The sequence below is a fragment of the Paenibacillus sp. J22P59 genome, from assembly GCF_059383895.1.
Genome location: NZ_JBXENX010000023.1, coordinates 1 through 23,323 on the forward strand (window position 1 = coordinate 1; position 23,323 = coordinate 23,323).

The 23,323-nt window shown below is 47.5% G+C and carries 23 protein-coding genes and 4 tRNA genes; 26 read left to right on the forward strand and 1 reads right to left on the reverse strand.

Features of this window, described 5'->3' with window-relative positions; all coding sequences use genetic code 11:
* The first annotated feature begins 29 nt into the window (after positions 1-29).
* The 4 genes from AC50YO_RS24725 (at position 30) to AC50YO_RS24740 (ending at position 389) form a co-directional block, all read left to right on the forward strand.
* A tRNA-Asp gene (locus tag AC50YO_RS24725) sits at positions 30-106 on the forward strand.
* Positions 107-130: 24 nt separating this feature from the next.
* Positions 131-206: transfer RNA gene (locus AC50YO_RS24730), tRNA-Phe, on the forward strand.
* A 10-nt stretch (positions 207-216) separates the two neighbouring features.
* Positions 217-300, forward strand: a tRNA-Tyr gene (locus AC50YO_RS24735).
* A 13-nt stretch (positions 301-313) separates the two neighbouring features.
* A tRNA-Lys gene (locus tag AC50YO_RS24740) sits at positions 314-389 on the forward strand.
* Positions 390-519: 130 nt separating this feature from the next.
* Here the strand turns inward: AC50YO_RS24740 and ssuE are convergent.
* Positions 520-1,056, reverse strand: coding sequence for an NADPH-dependent FMN reductase (gene ssuE / locus AC50YO_RS24745; RefSeq protein ID WP_494851162.1), 537 nt, complete (start codon positions 1,054-1,056; stop codon positions 520-522).
* Between the two features lie 208 nt (positions 1,057-1,264).
* Between ssuE and AC50YO_RS24750 the strand changes: the two genes are divergently transcribed.
* The 22 genes from AC50YO_RS24750 (at position 1,265) to AC50YO_RS24855 (ending at position 22,846) form a co-directional block, all read left to right on the forward strand.
* A complete protein-coding gene (locus tag AC50YO_RS24750) occupies positions 1,265-2,188 on the forward strand; it encodes an MraY family glycosyltransferase (RefSeq protein ID WP_494851164.1) in 924 nt (307 codons plus the stop codon).
* A gap of 76 nt (positions 2,189-2,264) precedes the next feature.
* Entirely contained in the window at positions 2,265-3,407 is a 1,143-nt protein-coding gene (locus AC50YO_RS24755; RefSeq protein ID WP_494851165.1) for a PucR family transcriptional regulator, read from the forward strand.
* A gap of 86 nt (positions 3,408-3,493) precedes the next feature.
* Positions 3,494-4,615, forward strand: coding sequence for an ABC transporter ATP-binding protein (locus AC50YO_RS24760; protein ID WP_494851167.1), 1,122 nt, complete (start codon positions 3,494-3,496; stop codon positions 4,613-4,615).
* Positions 4,616-4,832: 217 nt separating this feature from the next.
* Positions 4,833-5,771 (forward strand): HPr(Ser) kinase/phosphatase, encoded by a 939-nt coding sequence (gene hprK, locus AC50YO_RS24765; protein WP_494851169.1) that lies wholly within the window; start codon positions 4,833-4,835, stop codon positions 5,769-5,771.
* A gap of 72 nt (positions 5,772-5,843) precedes the next feature.
* The gene (lgt, locus tag AC50YO_RS24770) at positions 5,844-6,848 is read left to right on the forward strand and encodes a prolipoprotein diacylglyceryl transferase (RefSeq protein WP_494851171.1); all 1,005 of its coding nucleotides are present in this window, start codon (positions 5,844-5,846) and stop codon (positions 6,846-6,848) included.
* Positions 6,849-6,859: 11 nt separating this feature from the next.
* The gene (gene ppaX, locus AC50YO_RS24775) at positions 6,860-7,531 is read left to right on the forward strand and encodes a pyrophosphatase PpaX (protein WP_494851197.1); all 672 of its coding nucleotides are present in this window, start codon (positions 6,860-6,862) and stop codon (positions 7,529-7,531) included.
* Positions 7,518-8,015 carry an acyltransferase gene (locus tag AC50YO_RS24780; RefSeq protein ID WP_494851172.1) on the forward strand — a complete coding sequence of 166 codons (498 nt, stop codon included), beginning with the start codon at positions 7,518-7,520 and terminating at the stop codon, positions 8,013-8,015. The genes ppaX and AC50YO_RS24780 overlap by 14 nt, the downstream gene beginning before the upstream one ends.
* A gap of 237 nt (positions 8,016-8,252) precedes the next feature.
* Positions 8,253-9,476, forward strand: a complete 1,224-nt coding sequence (locus AC50YO_RS24785) for an ATP phosphoribosyltransferase regulatory subunit (RefSeq protein ID WP_494851174.1) — start codon at positions 8,253-8,255, stop codon at positions 9,474-9,476.
* Positions 9,473-10,120 carry an ATP phosphoribosyltransferase gene (gene hisG, locus AC50YO_RS24790; RefSeq protein ID WP_494851176.1) on the forward strand — a complete coding sequence of 216 codons (648 nt, stop codon included), beginning with the start codon at positions 9,473-9,475 and terminating at the stop codon, positions 10,118-10,120. Before AC50YO_RS24785 ends, hisG begins: the two co-directional genes overlap by 4 nt.
* Before the next feature lie 55 nt (positions 10,121-10,175).
* Positions 10,176-11,462, forward strand: a complete 1,287-nt coding sequence (gene hisD, locus AC50YO_RS24795) for a histidinol dehydrogenase (RefSeq protein ID WP_494851178.1) — start codon at positions 10,176-10,178, stop codon at positions 11,460-11,462.
* 25 nt (positions 11,463-11,487) lie between these two features.
* Positions 11,488-12,090, forward strand: coding sequence for an imidazoleglycerol-phosphate dehydratase HisB (gene hisB / locus AC50YO_RS24800; protein ID WP_494851179.1), 603 nt, complete (start codon positions 11,488-11,490; stop codon positions 12,088-12,090).
* A 4-nt stretch (positions 12,091-12,094) separates the two neighbouring features.
* On the forward strand, positions 12,095-12,709 hold the full coding sequence (hisH, locus tag AC50YO_RS24805; protein WP_494851180.1) for an imidazole glycerol phosphate synthase subunit HisH: 615 nt from the start codon (positions 12,095-12,097) through the stop codon (positions 12,707-12,709).
* Positions 12,710-12,811: 102 nt separating this feature from the next.
* Positions 12,812-13,570, forward strand: a complete 759-nt coding sequence (gene hisF, locus AC50YO_RS24810) for an imidazole glycerol phosphate synthase subunit HisF (RefSeq protein ID WP_494851181.1) — start codon at positions 12,812-12,814, stop codon at positions 13,568-13,570.
* On the forward strand, positions 13,567-14,277 hold the full coding sequence (hisIE, locus tag AC50YO_RS24815) for a bifunctional phosphoribosyl-AMP cyclohydrolase/phosphoribosyl-ATP diphosphatase HisIE (protein WP_494851183.1): 711 nt from the start codon (positions 13,567-13,569) through the stop codon (positions 14,275-14,277). Before hisF ends, hisIE begins: the two co-directional genes overlap by 4 nt.
* A gap of 301 nt (positions 14,278-14,578) precedes the next feature.
* Entirely contained in the window at positions 14,579-15,529 is a 951-nt protein-coding gene (locus AC50YO_RS24820; RefSeq protein WP_494851185.1) for a ribose-phosphate diphosphokinase, read from the forward strand.
* A 143-nt stretch (positions 15,530-15,672) separates the two neighbouring features.
* Complete coding sequence (locus AC50YO_RS24825; protein WP_494851187.1) at positions 15,673-17,421, forward strand: tetratricopeptide repeat protein; 1,749 nt, start codon at positions 15,673-15,675, stop codon at positions 17,419-17,421.
* A gap of 30 nt (positions 17,422-17,451) precedes the next feature.
* Complete coding sequence (gene trxB, locus AC50YO_RS24830; protein ID WP_494851189.1) at positions 17,452-18,399, forward strand: thioredoxin-disulfide reductase; 948 nt, start codon at positions 17,452-17,454, stop codon at positions 18,397-18,399.
* A gap of 208 nt (positions 18,400-18,607) precedes the next feature.
* On the forward strand, positions 18,608-19,558 hold the full coding sequence (locus tag AC50YO_RS24835; protein ID WP_494851191.1) for an ROK family glucokinase: 951 nt from the start codon (positions 18,608-18,610) through the stop codon (positions 19,556-19,558).
* A 44-nt stretch (positions 19,559-19,602) separates the two neighbouring features.
* A complete protein-coding gene (gene rapZ / locus AC50YO_RS24840; RefSeq protein ID WP_494851199.1) occupies positions 19,603-20,487 on the forward strand; it encodes an RNase adapter RapZ in 885 nt (294 codons plus the stop codon).
* A gap of 12 nt (positions 20,488-20,499) precedes the next feature.
* Positions 20,500-21,489: a gluconeogenesis factor YvcK family protein gene (locus AC50YO_RS24845; protein ID WP_494851193.1), complete on the forward strand. Its 990-nt coding sequence runs from the start codon at positions 20,500-20,502 to the stop codon at positions 21,487-21,489.
* A 7-nt stretch (positions 21,490-21,496) separates the two neighbouring features.
* Positions 21,497-22,426, forward strand: a complete 930-nt coding sequence (gene whiA, locus AC50YO_RS24850) for a DNA-binding protein WhiA (protein ID WP_494851194.1) — start codon at positions 21,497-21,499, stop codon at positions 22,424-22,426.
* A gap of 150 nt (positions 22,427-22,576) precedes the next feature.
* Positions 22,577-22,846, forward strand: coding sequence for an HPr family phosphocarrier protein (locus AC50YO_RS24855; protein ID WP_494851196.1), 270 nt, complete (start codon positions 22,577-22,579; stop codon positions 22,844-22,846).
* The last annotated feature ends 477 nt before the right edge of the window (positions 22,847-23,323 follow it).

Consider the following 23,323-nt stretch of genomic DNA (forward strand, 5'->3'; position numbering starts at 1 on the left):
GTTCAAATCCTGTCTTCGCAACCAATTATGGAGCTGTGGTGTAGAGGCCTAACATGCCTGCCTGTCACGCAGGAGACCGCGGGTTCGAATCCCGTCAGCTCCGCCATTTTTTATGGCATTTAAACATTAAGGCTCGGTAGCTCAGTCGGTAGAGCAGAGGACTGAAAATCCTCGTGTCGGCGGTTCGATTCCGTCCCGAGCCACCATTTAGCTTGTGGAGGGCTAGTGAAGTGGCTAAACACGGCAGACTGTAAATCTGCTCCTTCGGGTTCGGTGGTTCGAATCCATCGCCCTCCACCACTTACATCTTTGAGAGCCATTAGCTCAGTTGGTAGAGCACCTGACTTTTAATCAGGGTGTCGAAGGTTCGAGTCCTTCATGGCTCACCAGTTCTCGAATGATAATCCGCAGACTTCGGTTTGCGGTTTTTTTATGCCTTTTTATCTATATACATGCCAAACGCACACAAAAAACTCGGAGTCCAAATATGGATTCCGAGTTTTTTGTGGTGTCATTTCTTTAGCTTCGTTTTGCCAGCTCATCAGAGATTTCAGCAACTACATTGTCTAGTCTTTCTGTCAATTCATCAACAAGCTCAAATGCTCCAGCGTCGACACGGGCGATCTGTGAATCAATAGCGTAGACACTGCTGCCGAAGTTTCTTGCATTAAGAGAAGATAATATGGGCTTCAAAGAATAATCAATGGCAAGTAAATGAGCGATCGTGCCTCCAATGAATAGCGGGGTTACAAACTTGCCGCTCAGACCTTTTTGTGGAAGCAGATCAAGGAAGGTTTTGAGTACGCCTGTAAAGGATGCCTTATATACAGGGCTTGCGATAATGACGATATCGGCTGCATCCACTAAGGCCGCTGCTTCTACGATTGCGGGGCTATCGAATCTAGCATGAATCAGATCTTCAGCAGGCAAAGATGCTACTTGAATATGATGATAAGAAATAGACTGTGCAGTTAGCTTTCCTTCTACATAATTCGTAATGCCCTCTAGACGAGAGCCTGGGTTAGGACTGCCTGAAATAATAACTACCTTGGACATTTGTCTTCACTCCTCATATAATCATTTTCTTATAATCCCGATGTTTTAAGTATGGATTCAATCCTATCAAAAAGCACATTCGCCGTCAATTTATTAATTATGATTCTCTCTCATCATTTTAACGGTTCCAGGGAACAATGTGAACTGTTGATCATAATTTCTCTACAGAGAGGTTGGCTGCATTATGGTGTATGGACTAGCGGCTATTATGAGTGTAATCATTGTGTATGTATGTATTCCGCTTTTACAAAAAATTGCGTTGAGGTATGGGTTCGTAGATCGTCCAAATGCGCGTAAAATACATAATAAACCCATTCCCCTTCTAGGAGGGCCGGCTATTTATGCCGCGACTATTATAACCATGTTCACTTTTGTAGGGATAACAGCTTTAACGCTGACGGTTAGCGTAGGTGGAGGCCTGCTTGTTGCGATCGGTCTGGTCGATGATGCTTATAAGACAAAGGGCAAGGATTTCGCTGTCTGGCCTAGAGTAATTCTATATATGCTTGTAGCGAGCCTGCCGTTGTTATTTGATATACAGATCATTGGCGTTACTAATCCTGCATCTGGCCTGTTCCACTCCTTTCCTTACTGGATCTCTTGGATCGGAACAACATTATGGGTGTTCGCTTTAATCAATATGATCAACTTCATTGATGGAGTAGATGGGTTAGCTTCGGGTATATGTTCATTGTCAGCCCTTACGCTGCTTACTGCGGCACTCATTAAAGGACAAATGGAAACGGCTATTCTGGCGGCTATAATTGGTGGGAGCTGCCTTGGTTTTCTGAGATTTAACTTTCATCCGGCACGAATCTTCATGGGAGACGCAGGGGCTACCTTTCTTGGTTATACGCTGGCGGTTATTGCAGTCGATGGCGCATTCAAAAAAGCGACCTTTATTACGATACTTGTTCCTTTATTAGCTTTGGGGCTGCCTATTCTTGATACAGCTATTGTGATGCTGCGCAGATTGGCTACCGGCAAGGGACTGCATCATGCAGATAAGCTCCATACTCACCATGCACTTATGAAGTGGGGACTTACTCAGGTCCAGACGGTGTCCTTCCTGTATCTCATTGCGGCACTATTTTCGTTGCTGTCTATTCTTCTTTTAATTGTAATGGGCTGAATTGAAAGAGTGTTTATGATACAATGACGGAAAATAACGGTTGATCATGTCGCTGGAGATTGGAGATAGATGCAAAATGAGCACGACAGAATGGTTAAGTCCACTACAGCACATTTTAAACTGTCCAGTTCAATTTATAACGATGCAACTGTCTGAGTGGGACGAGCTAGTCAAGCAAAGCGAGATTATCCAGAATGATGAGTCTGGACAGGACCCGTTCTTGGAAGGTACTCGCATTGAACGCAATGGAACGACATGGATCGTTGCAAGGCATATAGACAATGAGATTGAAGTATTGGAAATACAGGGCGCAGGCCTGAAGCCCAAAGAAACGGAATTGATCAGCTGGACGTTGCAATGGAATTATTCCAGACGTAATGCAAAAAAGACAGCCGTACTAACCGAAAGCGAGGAAATGGCGCATAAGCTGAGCGAATGGATATTGAAGCAGCTTGATTCCGATGAGCCTTCCTATTCCATTCCGGATCATCTTACGGCAGGCGGACGGTTATTTGTTGATATGATTCCATTCCTTCTTGTAACCGAGTATTCGAATACGAAGCAAGCTACCTATATAGAGCTCGAAAAGCTGCTGCGCTCCTTCTTGGCAGAAGAGGTGCTGCTCATCCCATTGAAAAACCAGGAGTGGATTATCTGGGGACCGGTCTCTTTATTAAAAGAGGCTGATTCTGAGCTGCTCGATGAGGATGACGATGAGTCAATGGAGGACAGCCTGGCTTCTATTTGCCATGGTCTTCATGAGATGCTAGCTAGTGAATGGATCGGAGAGTGCCATCTTGCTGTCGCCCATCCGGCTAGCCCTGCTAAAGAAATCGTAGAAACGACCATCTTGCTGCGAGAGACGATTAATCTGGGTCGTAAATTCCATGTAGGAACAAATATTCATCTGCCGTGGATGCTGCAACTTGAGAGATTGCTTAATGCCATTCCTGAAGTCCAACGATCACGTTATTTGGAGCATGCGCTTAAGCGTACCGAGTTATTCGTTGAATCCGAAATGCTGGCAACACTGGAAACTTTCTTCGCTCTTGACTGTAATGTAAGTGAAACAGCGAAAAAACTGTATATTCATCGGAATACTCTTTTATATCGCTTAGATAAGCTAAAACAGGAAACGAGATTAGATGTCAGGCAGTTTCGCGATGCAGTATTAGTCAAAATCATATTACTATTGTACAAAGTTACGAAAAGGAATTAGTTTTTTTGTAAAGTTTGTGCATAGTCATGTGCCTGTGTGTGGGATAAGATAGACGTATAACGAAATTTCTTTTAGGGGGAAATCACATGGCAGGCGTACGTTTAGAAGGCATTTACAAAAAATATCCGGGTACCGATAAGGCATCGGTTACTGACGTTAATCTTGATATTAAAGACAAAGAGTTTCTAGTATTGGTAGGTCCTTCCGGTTGTGGTAAATCGACTACTCTTCGTATGATCGCAGGTCTTGAGGATATTTCTGAAGGAAAATTGTTCATCGGCGACCGTCTTGTTAATGACGTAGCACCGAAAGATCGTGACATCGCGATGGTATTCCAATCCTACGCTTTGTACCCGCATATGAACGTATATCAAAACATGGCCTTCGGCCTTAAACTTCGCAAATTCAAAAAAGCGGATATCGACAAACGTGTTCGTGAAGCCGCTAAAATTCTTGATATAGAGCATTTGCTTGATCGTAAACCAAAAGCATTGTCCGGTGGTCAACGTCAACGTGTCGCTTTGGGACGCGCAATCGTTCGTGAGCCGCAAGTATTCTTGATGGATGAGCCGCTTTCCAACTTGGATGCTAAACTTCGTGGTCAAATGCGTGCTGAAATCAGCAAATTGACTAAACGTCTTGAAACAACAACAATCTACGTAACGCATGACCAAATCGAAGCAATGACAATGGGCGACCGTATCGTTGTTATGAAAGATGGCTTCATTCAACAAACAGATACTCCTGAACAATTGTACAACAACCCGCTTAACATTTTCGTAGCTGGATTTATCGGAGCTCCTTCGATGAACTTCATCACTGGATCTGTAACTGAGCAAGGCGGTACACTTAAGTTCAAGGCAGCTGGCGTTGATGTTGCTATCCCTGAAGGCAAAGCAGCAGTATTGCGTTCTAAAGGTTATGTAGGTAAAGAAGTGGTTCTGGGTATTCGTCCAGAGGATCTTCATGAAGAGCCAGTATTCCTGGAAGCTTCCCCTAACACAATCGTTACTGCACATATCGATGTTGCTGAGAACCTCGGTCACGAAATGTACCTGTACCTCAATGGTATTGGCACAGATTCCGTTATCGCTCGTGTAGACGGCCGTTCCGCACTTCGTGATGGTCAAACGGTTAAGCTTGCTCTGGACATGAACAAAGTTCATTTGTTCGACAAAGCGTCCGAGCTGAACATTTTCACTAACTAATTCTATAACAAGCACTTATACCAAGGCTGTCTCCCGACTGGGGGGCAGCCTTTTTTATAGGGGTTTTTATAGGGGGCAGCAGAATCAAATAGTCATTTGGCGCTGAGCAGAGGCGAAACGTTGCGTTCGGCGCTTTTTTCCTTTACGATGAAGGTTGAAGACTTAGTAAACGATTTACATATGAACCTATAGCTTGTGTCATAGAGGAGGCCGTGCGATGGCTAAAAAAGTGAAAGTATCCGAGCTTGTGCAGCATTTCTCTCTGGAAATTGTTTCCGGTGAAGATGGATTGAAGCGTTTAATTCTGGTCGACGATTTATATCGGCCTGGTCTAGAACTAGCAGGCTATTTCGAGCATCATCCGAATGAGCGTGTACAATTATTAGGGAAGACTGAAGTGACCTTTCTGAGCACGCTGACGCAAGAAGAAAGAGAAGGAAGACTGGAACAGCTCTGTCATCCTGATACTCCCTGCATTATTCTAACAAGAGGGCTTGAAGCACCTTATGAGTTGGTGGAGTATTCAAATAAGACGAACATTCCTGTATTGCGCAGCAACGTGGCAACGACTATTTTATCAAGCCGTATTACGGACTTTCTGGAGAAAAAGCTGGCTCCAACGGCAACCATTCATGGCGTTCTCGTAGACGTCTATGGAGTGGGTATGCTGATTACAGGCGGAAGTGGAATTGGTAAAAGTGAGACAGCACTAGAGCTGGTGAAGCGTGGGCATCGACTTGTAGCGGATGACGCCGTAGAGATTCGTCAGACCTCGGACAGTCAGTTGCATGGAAGCGCACCAGAGCTTATCCGCCATTTGCTCGAAATTCGCGGTCTGGGCATTATTAATGTTATGACTTTATTCGGAGCAGGAGCGGTACGGACGCAGAAGCGGATTACCCTCGTTATCAAGCTGGAGAATTGGCAGCAGGATAAGCAATATGACCGGCTCGGACTAGATGAAGAGAAGACACGAATTATAGATACCGATGTGCCTCTCGTCACTGTTCCTGTTCGTCCTGGGCGAAATCTGGCAGTTATTATTGAGGTTGCGGCAATGAATTTCCGCTTGAAGCGTATGGGATACAATGCAGCATTGCAGTTCACGAATAAACTGACAGAGACGATTGCTGAAGATATGGATGAATATGATTGATGACCAGAGTTAAATCAGATGGCTGATCCCATGGATTAGACATCTGAGAGTACATGAAAAGGAGTACATATGATGAATTTGTTAACGATTAATCCGGTGGCATTCTCCATTGGGCAATTGTCAGTCAACTGGTATGGCATCATTCTAGGTACGGCGGCTCTAGTCGGTCTATTACTTGTTATACAAGAAGGCAAACGATTTGGCATCAAGTCAGATTTCTTCATGGATCTTCTGCTTCTAGGTGTTCCTTCCGCGATTATTGGAGCCAGGATTTATTACGTGGCATTCAAGTGGGATGACTATAAAGACAATCCTATTAATGTGTTCAAAATATGGGAAGGCGGCATAGCGATCTATGGCGCTTTGATCGGTGCTTTTATATGCGGGTATTTCTATTTCAGGCATAAGGGGTACAGCTTCTGGAGATTGGTAGATATATGTGCACCCGGCTTGCTTGTAGGGCAAATGATCGGACGCTGGGGCAACTTCATGAACCAAGAGGCTTATGGGGGCATAGTAGAAGAAAGCTTCCTGCGTGATACGCTTCACTTGCCGAATTTCATCGTGAATCAGATGTATATTCTAGCGGATGGTGAATGGGCCTATCGTCACCCGACCTTTTTGTATGAATCGTTATGGAGCCTAGTCGGTCTAGGCATTTTGTTCATCCTGCGCCGTCAAAGATTCCTTCGTGCAGGTGAGCTGGTTGCAGCCTATTTCATCTGGTATTCCATCGGCCGCTTCTTTATCGAGGCGTTACGCACGGATAGTCTGGCGTTCTCTGGTCCGGCTTGGCTTGAATCGTTCATGAACTTCTTATGGTCGCCGATGTCGGCTGTATTCGAGCAAGGATACTTGGATCCGATGTATGGCAATATACGAATTTCACAGCTGATTGGCCTATTCCTCATTGTTGGGGCCATCATATTTGTCATCGTTCGTCGAGTGACTGGCGCAGCTTCTGCGCATTATTCTGACCCGATTGTATCGACTAAAGAGACGGTTGCGGCATCTTCTTCCGCAGCGGTGCTCACAGATAAGAATGCAGCAGAGAGCAAGAAAACCGATAAGAAGTGAGTGGTGAGATCATGACAAGCAATATACGTACAATGCTGTTCGATCTGGATGGCACAATTATGGATACGAATGAGCTTATCATTCGTTCCTTTCTCGAATCACTAGATGGAATAGCGCAAGCAGACTTCTCCAGAGAGCATATTATTCCAAGAATGGGGCTGACGCTTCATGACCAGATGAAGCACTTCTCTGGTCTGGAGGAGGTATCTGACCTCGTCGCGGCCTATCGGGCAGTCAATCTGCGCCTACATGACGAGCTGGTCAAGCCGTTTCCTTTTGTAAATGAGGTTATTGCTCGCCTGCATGCAGAAGGAATTCAGATCGGTGTCGTAACTACGAAGATGCGCCTCACCACAGAAAAGGGCCTGAAGTATGTCGGTCTATACGATTATATTGATGCGATCGTGACGATAGATGATGTAACCCACGCGAAGCCGCATCCAGAGCCGGTGCTTATGGCAATGGAGCAGCTTGGTGCTGATCCAGCAACGACCATTATGGTAGGGGACAGTACGGTGGACATTCTATCGGCAGAAGCAGCGGGCGCGATCTCTGTGGGCGTCGCTTGGTCACTCAAGGGTGGAGAAGTGCTCAAGGAGATCGGAGCGCGTCATATTATAGAGGATATGCGGGAGCTCTATGCCTTCGCGGGAATGGAGCGGGAGACGATTGCGGAACGTTGAACGCTATCCGGTGGAAGGGCCTAATGCATTATGGCAAGTCTACTCAACGGTCAGCCGATTCAAATCGGTGCGTAATTTCATCGCCATCCAGTTTGCCCGCTATTGTCCGATTCTTCCCCTGAAAAACTGGATCTATCGTCGGATTCTCGGTATGAAGGTGGGGCAGCATACTGCATTTGCCTTAATGGTTATGGTGGATGTCTTCTTTCCTGAACGGATTGAGGTCGGCGACAATACCATTATCGGATATAATACAACGATATTGACGCATGAGTATTTGATTCGCGAATATCGGCTTGGGCAGGTTCGCATTGGCTCCAATGTTATGATCGGAGCGAATACGACCATTCTGCCTGGCGTCACGATTGGCGATCATGCCGTCATTGCCGCAGGCTCTGTCGTTCACAAAGATGTTCCCGCTCACGCCTTCGTAGGAGGCAATCCGATACGGGAGATTGCTCGGAAGAAGGATACAACGCTTTAGTAATGAATAGTGAACACCTCATGGATTGTGATGCTATTGCATCTACAATGAATGAGGTGTTCTTATTAGGAGCAAGTTAATTGGTGCTGTTAGCAGAGATTCGGCAATGGCAGAATATAGGCTGCTGATCTTGACGGAGAGGTTGCTTCATGCTAATATTACGACTAAACACTTTATTTTGTTAGTATGGTAACATGGTAGCACTTTAATATACTAAAGTTATGAAGGTGAATATATATGTCCAAACCTAAAGTATTCGAGAAGCCAATAGGCTTGAAAGATTATCTCCCAAGAGCTGTATCCAAGCTGCGCTATATTGAACGTGAGGTTCTTGCTTGTATGGATGGTTGGGGCTATGAGCAGATTATTACCCCAACGATGGAATATTACGATACAGTGGGTGTAGCCAGCTCAACGTCTGATCATAAGCTGTTCAAGCTGCTCAATAATCGCGGTACGACCCTTGTGCTTCGCTCCGATTTAACGGCACCGATTGCTCGCGTCGTTTCTTCCCTGCTTAAGGAGCAGCCATTCCCTATTCGCTTGTCTTATCATGCGAATGTGTTCCGCTCTATTGAAGAAGAGTCGGGAAGAGAAGCAGAGTTTTTCCAGACAGGGGTAGAGCTTGTCGGGGATGCATCTGCTGAAGCAGATGCGGAGGTTGTAGCTCTTGCAATTGCTTCCTTGAAGGCTGCAGGCGTTAATCGATTCAAGATTGCAATCGGTCATGTCGGCTTCCTGAATGGTTTATTCGAAGAGACGTTGGCGGGACGTACAGAAGCGCAAGAGAAGCTGAAGGCTTGTCTGCTTGGCCGGGATTATGTGGGATATCGCGAGGAGCTGCGGGCATTGTCTCTGGAGGAGCCCGTTCAGCATGAGCTGGAAGGGATTCTGCGGCTTCGTGGCGGTCAGGAAATCTGTAATCAGGCTCTGAATTTAACGGCAGACGAAACCGCACAGGCTTCGATCCGACATTTATGCGAGATCTGGGATGTCCTGAAAGCCTATGGCGTATGCGAGCATGTACTTATTGATCTCACAATGATCGGCGATTTCTCTTATTATACGGGGATGACTTTCGAAGGCTATGCTGCTGATCTGGGCTTCCCGGTTGTCAGCGGCGGCAGATATGATAATCTGCTTAGCCAATTCGGTCGACCAGCGCCAGCGACAGGCTTTGCCTTGAAGACGACTCGTATACTGGAGCTGGTAGGCGATCAGGATGAGGAAGCGGGCAAGGAGAGCGTATTGATCGGTTATGACAGCGAAGGCCGCATTGAGGCGCTTGCTGCTGCACAGCAGCTGCGTGAGCAAGGCATGACCGTTATTACAGAACGGATGGATCAGGCTCATCTAATCCCTTCCTTGATAGGAAGATTCAATTATAAAGGAAAAGAATATACAAGCTTTATGCCGTACATCAGCGGCGTTGAACGGACGATTGGAGGCAGCGAGCGATGAACGGAGCAAATGGGAAAGAAATATTGAAGGTAGCAATGCCAAAGGGCCGCATCTATAAGCAAGCCTCGAAGCTGTTCCGTGAAGCGGGCTTGCCTATTCCGAGCGACTTTGACGATACGAGAAAACTGCTTATTGAGCTGCCTGAGATGGGAATGGAATTCATCATGGCGAAGCCAGTGGACGTTCCAACCTATGTTGAATATGGGGTAGCTGATATTGGAATCGTAGGCAAGGACGTCCTGATGGAAGAGAATAAGGATGTCTACGAGCTGCTTGATCTCGGCATTGCCAAATGCCGGATGTCAGTGATAGGCTTAGCGGACTGGAAGCCAGTCATTAACCCGCGGGTAGCGACGAAGTATCCAAATGTCGCCTCGCAATATTTTCGTGAGCTTGGCCAGCAGGTTGAGGTTATTAAGCTGAACGGATCAATCGAGCTTGCTCCATTGATCGGACTGGCGGACCGTATCGTAGATATGGTAGAGACAGGACAGACCCTTCGTGAGAACGGACTCGTTGAGATGGAATCGATCTTCGGTATTACGAGTCGACTTATCGCCAATCGGGTTAGCTATAGAATGAAGAATGAGGCGATTCAAAGCCTATGTGATCGACTGCAAGAGAAGATTGGCATAAAGGTCTAATCGAGCTATAGAAGATCGGCGGGGCTGGAGCACGTTAAAAAGGAGAGATGAACCTATGCGTATCATGCGAGCAGAGCAGTTCGGGTTGAAGCGTGAGGTGGAGTATGGAACACCGCAGCAGAATGAAGCGGTCCGCAGCATCGTAGAGGCTGTGCGGACAGAAGGGGATGCAGCGCTGCTGCGCTATACAGCAGAGCATGATCGCGTGGAGCTGACTGCGTCATCCCTTCGGGTAACGCAGCAGGAAATTGAAGCGGCGTATGATAAGGTTGACGCCGATTTTCTAACGGCTATCCGTGAGGCTGCCGTTAACGTGAGGTCATTCCACGAGAAGCAGATGCGTACCTCGTGGATGGATCTGCAGCCGGACGGGACGCTGCTCGGGCAAGTCATGCGCCCGCTGAAGCGGGTTGGCGTATACGTGCCCGGAGGCAAGGCGGCCTACCCATCGTCCGTGCTGATGAATGTTATTCCGGCACAGGTAGCTGGCGTACCGGAGATTGTAATGGTTACGCCGCCGGCAACGGGTGGCAAAGCAGGCATTGATCCTTACATACTTGTTGCCGCTGCAGAAGCAGGCGTCAAAGAGATGTATCGGGTCGGTGGCGCACAGGCGATAGCCGCGCTGGCTTATGGCACGGAATCGATCACGCCGGTTGATAAAATATGCGGACCAGGCAACATCTACGTGGCGCTGGCGAAGCGCACAGTATTCGGTGCTGTGGACATAGACAGCATCGCTGGTCCGAGTGAAATCGTCGTATTAGCCGATGAAGAGGCTAATGCAGCTTATATTGCTGCCGATCTGCTCTCGCAAGCCGAACATGATGAGATGTCCTCTGCGATACTTGTGACGCCGTCGGAGAAGCTTGCAGCAGAGGTGGCAGCAGAGGTAGAGAAGCAGCTGGCGGTATTGCCGCGGGAGGCAATCGCACGCGCTTCTATCGACAGCTATGGGGCAGTATTGTTGGTTGATACGCTGGAAGACGGCATTGAAGTCGTGAATAAGCTGGCCCCTGAGCATCTGGAGATACTGACAGCTGATCCAATGCGCTTGCTCGGCCATATTCAGAATGCTGGAGCAATCTTCCTGGGACCTTATAGCTCGGAGCCTGTCGGCGATTATTTCGCTGGGCCTAACCATATTATTCCGACAAATGGAACAGCAAGATTCTCTTCTCCCGTTAATGTAGACGACTTCCTGAAGAAGTCGAGCCTGATCTATTACAGCAAAGAGGCGCTCTTCGCTAATGGCGAGAAAATCATGACCTTGGCTCGTCACGAAGGGCTCGAAGGGCATGCCCGCGCTATTCAAATTCGACTGGACCAAGAAGGCAAATAAAGCGATAAAGAAAGAAGGAATAATAATGGCGGACAATACTGTACAGCGCAAAGCCGAAATTGCACGTAAGACGAATGAGACCGATATTAGATTGTCCTTTTCCGTAGACGGAACCGGTGAAGCGAACTTGGAGACTGATGTACCTTTCTTGAACCATATGCTGGATCTGTTCGCGAAGCACGGCCAATTCGACCTTTCTGTCGTAGCTCGCGGGGATATCGAGATTGACGATCATCATACAGTAGAGGATATTGGCATCTGCCTTGGTCAAACCTTGCGTGAAGCTCTTGGCGATAAGCGCGGCATCAAGCGTTATGCCAGCGTATTCGTACCGATGGACGAGGCATTGGCACAAGTCATTATTGACGTCAGCAACCGTCCGCACTTCGAGTACCGCGCTGAATATCCATCCGCTCAGGTTGGCAGCTTCTCGACGGAGCTGGTCCATGAATTTCTGTGGAAGCTGGCTCTTGAGGCGCGTATTACGCTTCATGTCATCGTTCACTACGGCAAGAATACGCATCACATGATTGAAGCGGTATTCAAGGCGCTTGGCAGAGCTATTGACGAAGCAACAAGCATTGATCCTCGTGTACAAGGAGTACCTTCTACGAAAGGAGTGCTGTAGCAGCATGATTGCGATTATTGATTATGGGATGGGCAATCTTCACAGTGTAAGCAAGGCGGTGGAGCGTCTTGGCTACGAGGCAGTCGTGACTGCTGATCCAGTGCTCATCGCAGCTTCAGAGGGAGCTATTTTGCCTGGGGTCGGCGCTTATGGCGACGCGATGGCGGATTTGCGGGAGACGGGGCTTGCAGAAGTAACTCAAGCCTATGCTGCTTCTGGCAAGCCGCTGCTCGGCATATGTCTGGGCATGCAGCTGCTCTTCAGCCAGAGCGAGGAGCATGGGCATAACGAAGGGCTGTCGCTGCTTCCAGGTGAGGTTATTCGATTCCAAGGCGACTATAAGGTGCCGCATATGGGCTGGAATAAACTAAGCTTCCTGCAACAGGAAAGCCCTCTATTCGAGGGGCTGGAAGAAGGTCATGTCTATTTCGTACATTCCTATCATGCGAAGCCGGAGGTTGCTTCTGATCTGCTGGCAACGACAGACTATCATCAGCAAGTGACTGCTATTGTGGGTCGTGGGAATGTATATGGCATGCAGTTCCACCCAGAAAAAAGCGGTGAGCTGGGGATGCGCCTATTGGGCAACTTCCTAGCTCTTACAGGAAAGAAAGCATAGCTTTTCAAGAAGGCATTATACTAGATAGCTGCTTAGCGGGGGGCGTATTGCCCTCGCAATTTAGTATAGGCAGCAGTTAATAGAGCAAAAGGAGAGTGCAGCATGCTGGCCAAACGTATCATTCCTTGTCTGGATGTGAAGGATGGACGGGTCGTAAAGGGCGTTAATTTCGTTAACCTGCGTGATGCAGGGGACCCGGTTGAGCTGGCATCCACCTACGATCAAGAAGGTGCGGATGAGCTCGTATTTCTGGATATATCGGCCTCGGTAGAAGGCAGAGCTACGATGATTGAAGTGGTGAAACGGACAGCCGGTGAAATTACGATTCCATTCACAGTAGGCGGAGGCATTTCCCATGTGGACGATATGAAGCGGCTGCTTCGTGCAGGCGCAGACAAAATCGGGATCAATACCGCAGCAGTCAAAAACCCCGAGCTTGTCAGCGGAGGTGCGCGGAAGTTCGGTTCCCAATGTATCGTCGTTGCAATAGACGCTAAGTTCAACGAGGCATGGGGCGAATGGGAAGTTTATACTCATGGAGGGCGTCAAGCAACCGGCATTAAGACGCTGGAATGGGCTCGTGAAGTAGAGCGGCTTGGTGCAGGAGAAATTCTGTTGACCAGCATGGATGCGGATGGCACAAAGGACGGATTCGATTTGAAGCTGACACAGGCTGTGTCGGATTCGCTAGGAATCCCAGTTATTGCATCAGGCGGTGCAGGGCGCATCGAGCACTTCAATGACGTATTCCAGCAGGGTCACGCAGACGCGGCGCTTGCGGCTACGATTTTTCATTATAAAGAAATGACGATTCGTGAAGTGAAGGACGATTTGCGGAAGAAGGGCGTGGAGATACGATGACCGGGATAGAACAAGGCCTGACGGAGCGAATTAAATGGAGTGAGGACGGACTTGTTCCTGCTGTTGTACAGGATGCGCAGAGCAAAGAGGTTCTGATGCTGGCTTACATGAACAAGGAATCGCTTCAGCTGTCCGTAGAATCCGGTACAACCTGGTTCTGGAGCCGTTCGCGTAACGAGCTGTGGAATAAGGGAGCGACAAGCGGCCATACGCAGCGTATTCGTGCAATGGCGTATGACTGTGATGGGGACACGCTTCTCGTACGTGTCGACCAGGTCGGCCCAGCTTGCCATACAGGGAAATACAGCTGCTTCTTTAATAATATTGAGGTAGAGGGAGCGGAGACGACAGATAACGGATCTGCAACAGATGCGGCGGACCGCTTTGCCATACTCGGTGAACTGGAGCGTACGATCGCTGAGCGTTATGCAGAGCGTCCGGATGGTGCCTATACGACGTATTTATTCGCCAAGGGTCTGGATAAAATTTTGAAGAAGGTCGGCGAGGAAGCAACCGAGACCATTATTGCGGCTAAAAACAATGATAATGATGAGCTGCGCTCTGAGGCAGGCGATTTGCTGTTCCATTTGCTGGTGCTGCTTCGTGAACGCGGCCTTCCGCTTGATGAGGTCATGCAGGAGTTGGTCAGCAGGCATGGCAAGCCTGCATCTAATAACGCAATGATCAGAGAACAGGGAAGCCGATAGAATGATAGCCGCAGTCGTTAAGGCTGCGGTTATTCGAGATGTGTGGGTGCTGGAATAAGTAATATAATCCAGTGATTGAGTGCGTCTTATGTTGAAAGATGTCGGGTTTTTGATGCTGGATCGGTGTTTTCGTCGAAAAATGGCTTGCATACGTTTTTGAATTATCGTAAATTCATGTATAATGGTATAGAATAAGCGTTGCACGTGTGCTGTTCATTGGCGGCTGTTACGCATGCTTTGCCTGTTGGCAACAGCAAACTATAGATTCAATTAATTCGGTTTAAACGCTCAGGAGGGTATCATGTTAAGCGACAAGTTGCGTATTTTTTCGGGTTCGTCCAATCCGGTCTTGGCTCAAAAGATCGCTGCCGATCTAGGACTGACACTCGGCGCCATCAAATTGTCCCGTTTCAAGAGCGGGGAAGTCTACGTTCATTATGAAGAGACGATTCGGAACTGTGATGTCTTTCTTGTTCAATCGTTCTCCCATCCAATCAACGAGTATTTCATCGAGCTGCTCGTGATGATTGATGCGGCTAAGAGGGCATCAGCTAAGACGATCAACATTATTATGCCTTATTATGGTTACGCTCGTCAGGAGCGCAAAGCAGCTCCGCGGGAACCAATCTCCGCGAAGATGGTAGCTGATGTGTTGACGACGGTCGGTGCTGACCGGGTTCTAACTATTGATCTTCATGCTCCCGCTATCCAAGGTTTCTTCAATATTCCGGTAGACCATATGACGGCGCTTGACCTCATTAGCGACTATCTGAAGTCGAAGAACATCAAAAACCCGGTTGTCGTATCTCCGGATGCAGGACGTGCTTCTACAGCCGAAAAGCTTGCTAACTATCTAGATACTTCGTTCGCTATCATGATCAAGAAACGCCCAGCTCATAACGAATCGTCCATTACTCATGTCATTGGTGATGTTGAGGGACAAACCCCAATTATTATTGAGGATCTGATTGATACAGGCAACACGATCGTGAATGTTGTGGAAAGCTTGAAGGAGCGAGGCGCGGAGGATATTTATGTATGCGCAACTCATCCGTTGTTCTCCGGCAATGCCATTGAGCGTTTGGATCATCCTAATATTAAAGAGGTTGTCGTTACGGATTCTATTCTTCTGCCAGACAATCGTCCTGATCGGTTTACTGTACTGTCGGTTGCTCCGCTGCTTGCTGAAGCAACACGCATCATTATTGAAGGCGGATCTATCAGTACCCTGTTCAAAAATGCAGGCGTATAGCTTGTCAATCTCATAGATTAACTGAGAAAATCGCGCACGGTTCTTATAACGTTCGCGATTTTCCCACATATTCTTTCGTGTTAGGATAGGCGTTGCTATGTTATAATCGTAGACAATTAGAAGTTACGGGAGGTGCCTTGCGGGTGAAAGGGAAGAAAAGTGAAGCCTTAGACCAGCCAACAAAGATAATACCAATACAATGGGACGCCACGTTTTTCTTCGAACGAGCGGTTCGTTCGTTAGATCGTTACCACTATGACAAGGCACTAAAGTATTTCAGTCGTGCTGTGGAGTATGAGCCGAAGAATCCGGTTAATCATTGCAACATGGCAGGCATTATGTCAGAGATGGGCAAATACGAAGATTCCAACCGGATATTGGCGTGGATTATCGACGAGCTTGACCCGACAATGACAGAATGCCATTTCTACATGGCTAACAATTATGCGAACATGGAATTATATGAAGCGGCCGAGGGTGCGCTCATTCAATATTTGGAAGAGGATGCAGACGGACAGTTCATGGACGAAGCGGAAGAAATGATGGATCTGCTTCATTATGAGCTGGAGAGACCGACCCGCCTGACGAATATTAAGTCTCGTGAAGGCATGTTCGAGCATGACCAAGCACGCACGCTGTTAGAAGAGGGCAAGTTCGCGGAAGCTGTACGCATTCTGGAACAAATCATCGAGAAGCAGCCGGATTTTCTAGCGGCCCGCAATAATCTTGCGTTAGCGTTCTATTATATGGGTTTATTTGATAAAGCGATGGAGACGATACAAGAAGCGCTGGCGAATGAACCAGGTAATCTGCATGCTCTCTGCAACCTTGCGATCTTCTATCAGCATGCTGGCGATACTGACAATTTAACTCCTCTTGTCGAGCTTCTGCGCAAGACAGCGCCGTTCCATGAGGAGCATGTATTCAAGCTGGCAACCACTATGGGAATACTAGGGGAGCATCAATCGGCGTATCGCCATTTCACGAGACTGCTCAAGGATGCCAGTGTGCATCAGGACCCTTGCTTATATCATTATGCGGCAGTAGCCGCATGCAATATTCAACGGTTCGTTGAAGCAGAGCGCCTCTGGAAGCAAGCGGCGAAGCTTGACCCTGATTCGGGCATTCCTCGTTATTATATGGATCAGCTCTCGTTGCTGCAGGCTGGCGATCATCATGCATCGGTAAGCTACCACTATCATCTGCCATTTGAAGAGCAGTTCAAGCTATGGGAGAATTCTTCGGACAGCCTGCCAGACCATCTGAAGCGGGATCCGCTCGTTCGTTCTTCCTTCTTCTGGGCGCTCAGGCATGGCGATCAGCATACGAAGCTTCAAGTTATTCAAGCTCTCGGCATGATTGCGGATAATGAAGTTAAGGATGTGCTGCGTGCATTCCTTCTGGAAGCAGATGAGGATGATTACCTCAAGCGTATCGCGATCTTCGTGCTGCGCACGATGGGAGTACAAGAGCCGCTTGATGCGGTGCTTGAGGGCAAAACGACGGTGATTGAACCGAATCGATTTCCTTCAAGGCTTCCAGTCTGGGAGCCCAAATGGCAGGAAGTTGTGGAGCTTGCACTATCCCGAATGAATAAACATTACGATTTGGTTCAGCAGCATGATCTTATGACACTATGGGTTGAGTTCCTATCCCGTGTATACCCGGATGTACCCAAGCTCACGAAGATAGAGGGCTGGGCAGCAGCACTAGAATATTTGACAGCCAAGATGCATCGCCGTACGATCTCCTATCATGAAGTGTCCGAGCGTTATGGCACTTCCATTGCGACAGTAAGCAAGAATGTCAAAAAAATGGATGAAGTGTGCGGGATTAAGGATAAAATGAAATCAGTTAACTCAGTCTTCTCAATCGGTGAACCGTTAGCATAATTACGAATTAGTTAATTAGGAGGAGAAATTATGTATAAAGCAATTATTATCGGAACTGGACCAGCCGGCCTTACAGCGGCGATCTACTTGGCTCGTGCCAATATGAATCCTCTCGTTATTGAAGGTCCAGAGCCTGGCGGTCAATTGACAACGACAACGGAGGTTGAGAACTTCCCTGGCTTCCCTGAGGGCATTATGGGTCCTGAGCTGATGGCGAACATGCGTAAGCAAGCGGAGCGCTTCGGTGCAGAATTCATAACAGGCTGGGTGAACAGCGTGGATATGTCTGAGCGTCCATTCAAGCTGCAGGTTGAAGGCAAAGGCGAGCTTGTTGGAGAATCGTTGATCATCTCCACAGGTGCTTCTGCGAAGTATCTAGGCATTCCAGGGGAGAAAGAAAATGTTGGGCGCGGTGTCAGTACTTGCGCCACCTGTGATGGTTTCTTCTTCCGCGGCAAAAAAATTATCGTTGTCGGCGGCGGCGATTCTGCAATGGAAGAAGCAAGCTTCCTGACTCGCTTCGCGACCAATGTAGAGTTGGTTAACCGTCGTGATGAGCTTCGTGCTTCGAAGATTATGCAGGATCGCGCTAGAGACAACGAGAAAATTGAGTGGAGCCTCAATCGTACGCCGCTTGAAGTGGTCGCTAACGGCATGGGAGTTACAGGCCTGAAGGTTCGCAACAATGAGTCTGGCGAAGAAGAAGTAATCGAGACGAATGGTATTTTCATCGCTATCGGCCACACTCCGAATACGAAATTCCTGGATGGTCAGATCGATACGGACGAGCACGGATACATCAAAGTGAAAGCAGGCTCTTCGGAGACGAACGTTCCTGGCGTATTCGCTTGCGGCGATGTGCAAGACAGCAAGTATCGTCAAGCTATAACAGCAGCAGGCAGCGGTTGTATGGCCGCACTCGATTGCGAAAGATTCCTTGAAGGCAGCATCACGCATGACTGGAGCCAATCGAAGTAACGAATGAGAGATGCTCATCAGCCTTTTTCCGGGGAGTCGCTTTTCCTGCGGAAAAGGCTGTTTTACTATTATGATGCATGACCAGAACAGCGCTCTAAACCTGAGAAAATTAGGATAAGACTGGATAATCGTCTGTCTTGACCGGACTTAGGTCATTGGCTTATAGTGTTTAACAGAGAAGATATCCTATTAATGAGGTGGACTAGTAATGTCTCAAAAGATTTACGTTGGAGTCGATGTGGGCGGAACCGCCATTAAAGTTGGAATTTGCAATGCGGACGGTGATTTGCTCCAGACGTATGAAGGCCCAACAGAAACAAGCAAGGGAACAGATGCTATCCTTCATAATATCGCTCAATATGCACGTAATATCGTTGAGGAATCTGAATTCGAATGGGACCAGGTAGACGGCGTAGGCGTCGGAATTGCCGGCTTTATTGATATACCGAACGGGTTCATCAAATTTGCACCGAACTTGAAGATTCGGGACGTAAATTTGAAAACCTACTTAGAGCAAGAGCTTCAGAAAAAGATATTGGTCAATAACGATGCCAATGTAGCTGCATTGGGAGAAGCATGGGCAGGCGCCGGCAAAGGCGTAGACAATTGCGTATGCTATACCCTTGGTACGGGAGTAGGCGGCGGTATTATTATCGGCGGCAAAATCGTTGAGGGCTTCGCTGGCATGGCTGGCGAGCTAGGTCATGTATCCATCGTTCCTGATCTGGAAGCGATTCAGTGCGGTTGCGGTAAAATGGGCTGTCTGGAGACAGTATCATCGGCAACGGGCATTATCCGCATGGCGAAGGAAGCGGTTGAGCGTGGAGACCGTACTTCACTATCGCTGGTAGAGGATATTATGGCGAAGGATGTCGTTGATGCCGCTAAGGCAGGAGACGAGGTTGCTGCTCGTATTGTGAGCCGGGCTGCTTTCTATTTGGGCAAGTCTATGGCCGTTATGGCAATTGTACTTAACCCGGAATGCTTCATTATTGGCGGCGGGGTATCCAAAGCAGGAGACTTCCTATTTGACCAAATTCGTGAAGTGTTCGAGAAATATACGATTGATGAATCCAAAGAAGGCGTTAAGATCGTTGCAGCCACGCTGGGCAATAATGCAGGCGTAGTAGGCGCTGCCGGGCTTATTCTACGGTCGTAATGCTAGTTAAGAGCGGAAATGCGCTCGGGGAAGAGGGGGATGTTATGGAATCGGGAGCAATGTCGAAGCTTGTTATCATAACAGGGATGTCTGGCGCAGGTAAAACAATCGCTGTACAGAGCCTAGAGGATCTTGGCTTCTTCTGTGTTGATAATCTGCCGCCGGTGCTTATTCCTAAATTTGCGGAGCTTATTGAGCAATCGAACGGCAAGATCGGTAAAGTAGCACTTGTTATTGACTTGAGAGGACGGGAGTTTTTTACTGCTCTGTCCGAATCGCTCAAATTTATTAAAGAGCACTCTACCATTAGCTGTGAGATTCTCTTTCTTGATGCGAAGGACGAAGTTCTGGTACAACGCTATAAAGAAAGCCGCCGACGCCATCCACTGGCACCCGACGCTATGCCGCTGGAAGGCATTCGCATGGAACGCAGAATGCTGGAGGATATGAAAGGCTCGGCATCACAGGTAATAGATACGAGCAGTATCAAGCCAGCCCAATTAAAGGAAAGAATTGTATCCAGGTTTATGAATCTGGAGCAGAACAGCTTGTCTGTCAATGTAACCTCATTCGGATTTAAGTATGGGATTCCTATTGATGCTGATTTGATCTACGACGTACGTTTTTTGCCTAATCCACATTATATTGATCATTTGCGTCCGAATACCGGCCAAACACCTGAGGTCTACGAGTACGTGATGAAATGGCCAGACACGCAAGCATTTCTAACGAAGCTGATCGACATGCTTCAATTTTTGATCCCTCTGTATCATAAAGAAGGGAAGAGCCAGGTCGTAATCGGTATTGGTTGTACGGGCGGCAAGCATCGCTCGGTGGCTATTGCTGAATATTTAGGCCGCGTGCTCGGCAGCAGCGATACGGAGCGGGTGCGTGTCAGCCACCGCGATGCCGACCGTGATAAGCATTGACGGGGTGATTGAATGGAGAATAGGCAGCACAAACTAATAAGACGCCCTAAGATCGTCGTTATTGGTGGCGGAACCGGCCTGTCGGTCATGCTGCGTGGATTAAAGGAGAAGCCTCTCGATATTACGGCAATTGTTACCGTAGCGGACGATGGCGGGAGTTCAGGCATTCTGCGTAATGAACTTCATATTCCCCCTCCGGGGGATATTCGCAATGTATTAATGGCGTTAGCCGATGCAGAGCCATTATTGACTGAGGTACTGCAATATCGTTTCAATACAGGAACAGGGTTGGCTGGTCATAGCTTGGGCAATCTGATGCTTGCCGCTATGACAGATATCTCAGGCGATTTCGTATCTGGCGTGAGAGAGCTCAGCAGGGTGCTTGCCGTAAGAGGGCGAGTGCTTCCTGCGGCTAATCAAGCCATTGTATTGAAGGCTGAGATGACAGATGGCTCGATTGTGGTAGGGGAGTCCATGATTCCCAAATCGGGCAAGAAAATAAAAAGAGTATTCATTGAGCCTGACAACGTGGTACCGCTTGCGGAAGCGGTAGAAGCGCTTGAACAGGCTGACGCTATATTGATTGGTCCAGGCAGCTTATATACAAGTATCATTCCTAATCTTCTTGTGCCGAAGCTGGCGCAGACGATTGTAGAATCGAATGCAGTGAAGCTGTTCGTATGCAACGTAATGACACAACCGGGCGAGACAGATGATTATTCGGTCAGCAATCATTTGGATGCGATTCATAAGCATATTGGTCATCATTTATTTGATTATGTCATTGTGAATGATGGAGAAATTCCGCCTCAGGTAGAGAGCAAGTATGCAGAAAAGGGTGCAAAGGCGGTTCATCTCGACTATGACGAGGTTACTCGCAGAGGATATGAGGTTATTGCGGACCGATTGGTGCTATTCCGTACTTTCTTGCGCCATGATGCGGAGCGTTTGAGTCATCATATCTATAAATTGGTGGAAAACTGGATGTTAAGAAAGAGGTGAGAAGATAATGTCATTTGCGGCGCAAACGAAAAAGGAACTGACGATGGTGGAAGCAGATTCCTGCTGTGAGCGGGCGGAACTGTCCGCACTCATCCGAATGAATGGTTCCGTTAGTATATCCAGCCGCAAAGTCGTATTGGACATCTCAACCGAAAATGCAGCGATAGCCCGGCGAATTTACTCCTTGATTAAGAAGCATTTTGACGTGCATACAGAGCTTCTGGTCCGTAAAAAAATGCGCCTTAAAAAAAATAACGTGTACATTGTAAGGATTCCTACAAGAGTGCAGGAGATTTTGAGTGAGCTGGGTATCGTGTCCGAAGGTTTTGTCTTTCTTTTGGGCATTAATAAGGATGTCGTTCGGAAGTCCTGCTGCAAACGTTCATATTTGCGTGGTGCTTTTCTTGCGGGAGGCTCTGTCAATAATCCAGAAGGTTCATCCTACCATTTGGAGATATCCTCGATGTATGAAGAGCATTGCCATGCACTAGTTGATCTGGCTAATAAGTTTAGTCTCAATGCGAGATGCATCGAGCGTAAGAAGGGCTTCATCTTCTACATTAAAGAGGGCGAGAAAATTATTGAGCTGCTCAATATTGTAGGTGCTCATCAGGCGTTGTTCAAATTTGAGGATGTTCGAATTATGAGGGATATGCGCAATTCCGTTAATCGAATCGTCAACTGTGAGACGGCGAATTTGAACAAGACCATAGGAGCAGCCGTAAGGCAGATCGATAATATCAGGCTGCTGCAAAAGGAAGTCGGGCTTGAGAATCTTCCTGACAAGCTGAAGGAAGTTGCCGAGGTCCGCATGCAGCATCCCGATCTGAATCTCAAAGAGGTTGGCGAAATGCTCAAGGGCACCGTTAGTAAATCAGGAGTCAATCATCGATTGCGCAAAATCGACGAACTTGCTGAAAAAATTAGAAATGGCTAAACTTTTATCCTAGTACATCCGATGGTATAATGGTATAATGATGTACAAAGTGACTGGGTGTACGGGTATGTACAAGGTCGGATAGAGACCATTGATAGTAGGGGATGGCTCTCACCGGACTAATGATTATGATGTAGGGGGTATGGATCCATGACAAGACTTCCAGTTGTCGTTCGTTTGAAGACAGGTCTTCATGCAAGACCAGCAGCATTATTCGTTCAAGAAGCGAACAAATTTTCCTCCGAAGTATTTGTTGAGAAAGACGACAAGAAAGTCAACGCCAAATCCATTATGGGGATTATGAGTCTCGCGATTAGCTCTGGCACAGAAGTAAACATCAGTGCAGAGGGTTCGGATTCTGAGCAGGCTGTAAACGCTTTAGTCGCACTTGTCAGTAAAGAAGAGCTGGAGAACCAATAATACAGTATAGGTAAGCTCGGGCATCTCTGATGACCGGGTTTTTTTGTTCTCGAATGTCGTACATAAGGCTGGCATAGGCAAGAATCATTGAATCCATGAATCAAGTGGTTTCGATGGTTCTTTTTTTATTCCGTGTATTTAGATCCCGGTTAGGACTGGGACTGCATACTCATAAATTGATTTTTGAAAAAAAACTCTTTTCATGCCATTCAGATTGACAAGCGGCTAGAGAACGAATCTAATTCACGGCATGAGTAATCTTTGTGAGGTGTTTTCGTTAGTTAATGAGGCTATTTTCGCTAAATGGGATTATTTTATGAGTTAATCGAGGATTAGCGCCACCAAGGTTCTTACTCGAGAAGCTTGTGAGATTAAACTAAATAGTGGACACACCATAAGGAAAAACCTTTAAAATAGAATTAACTAAAAGGTCGAGGTGTGACATGGGAAATAGCCGCCAGCAATATGATGAAATGT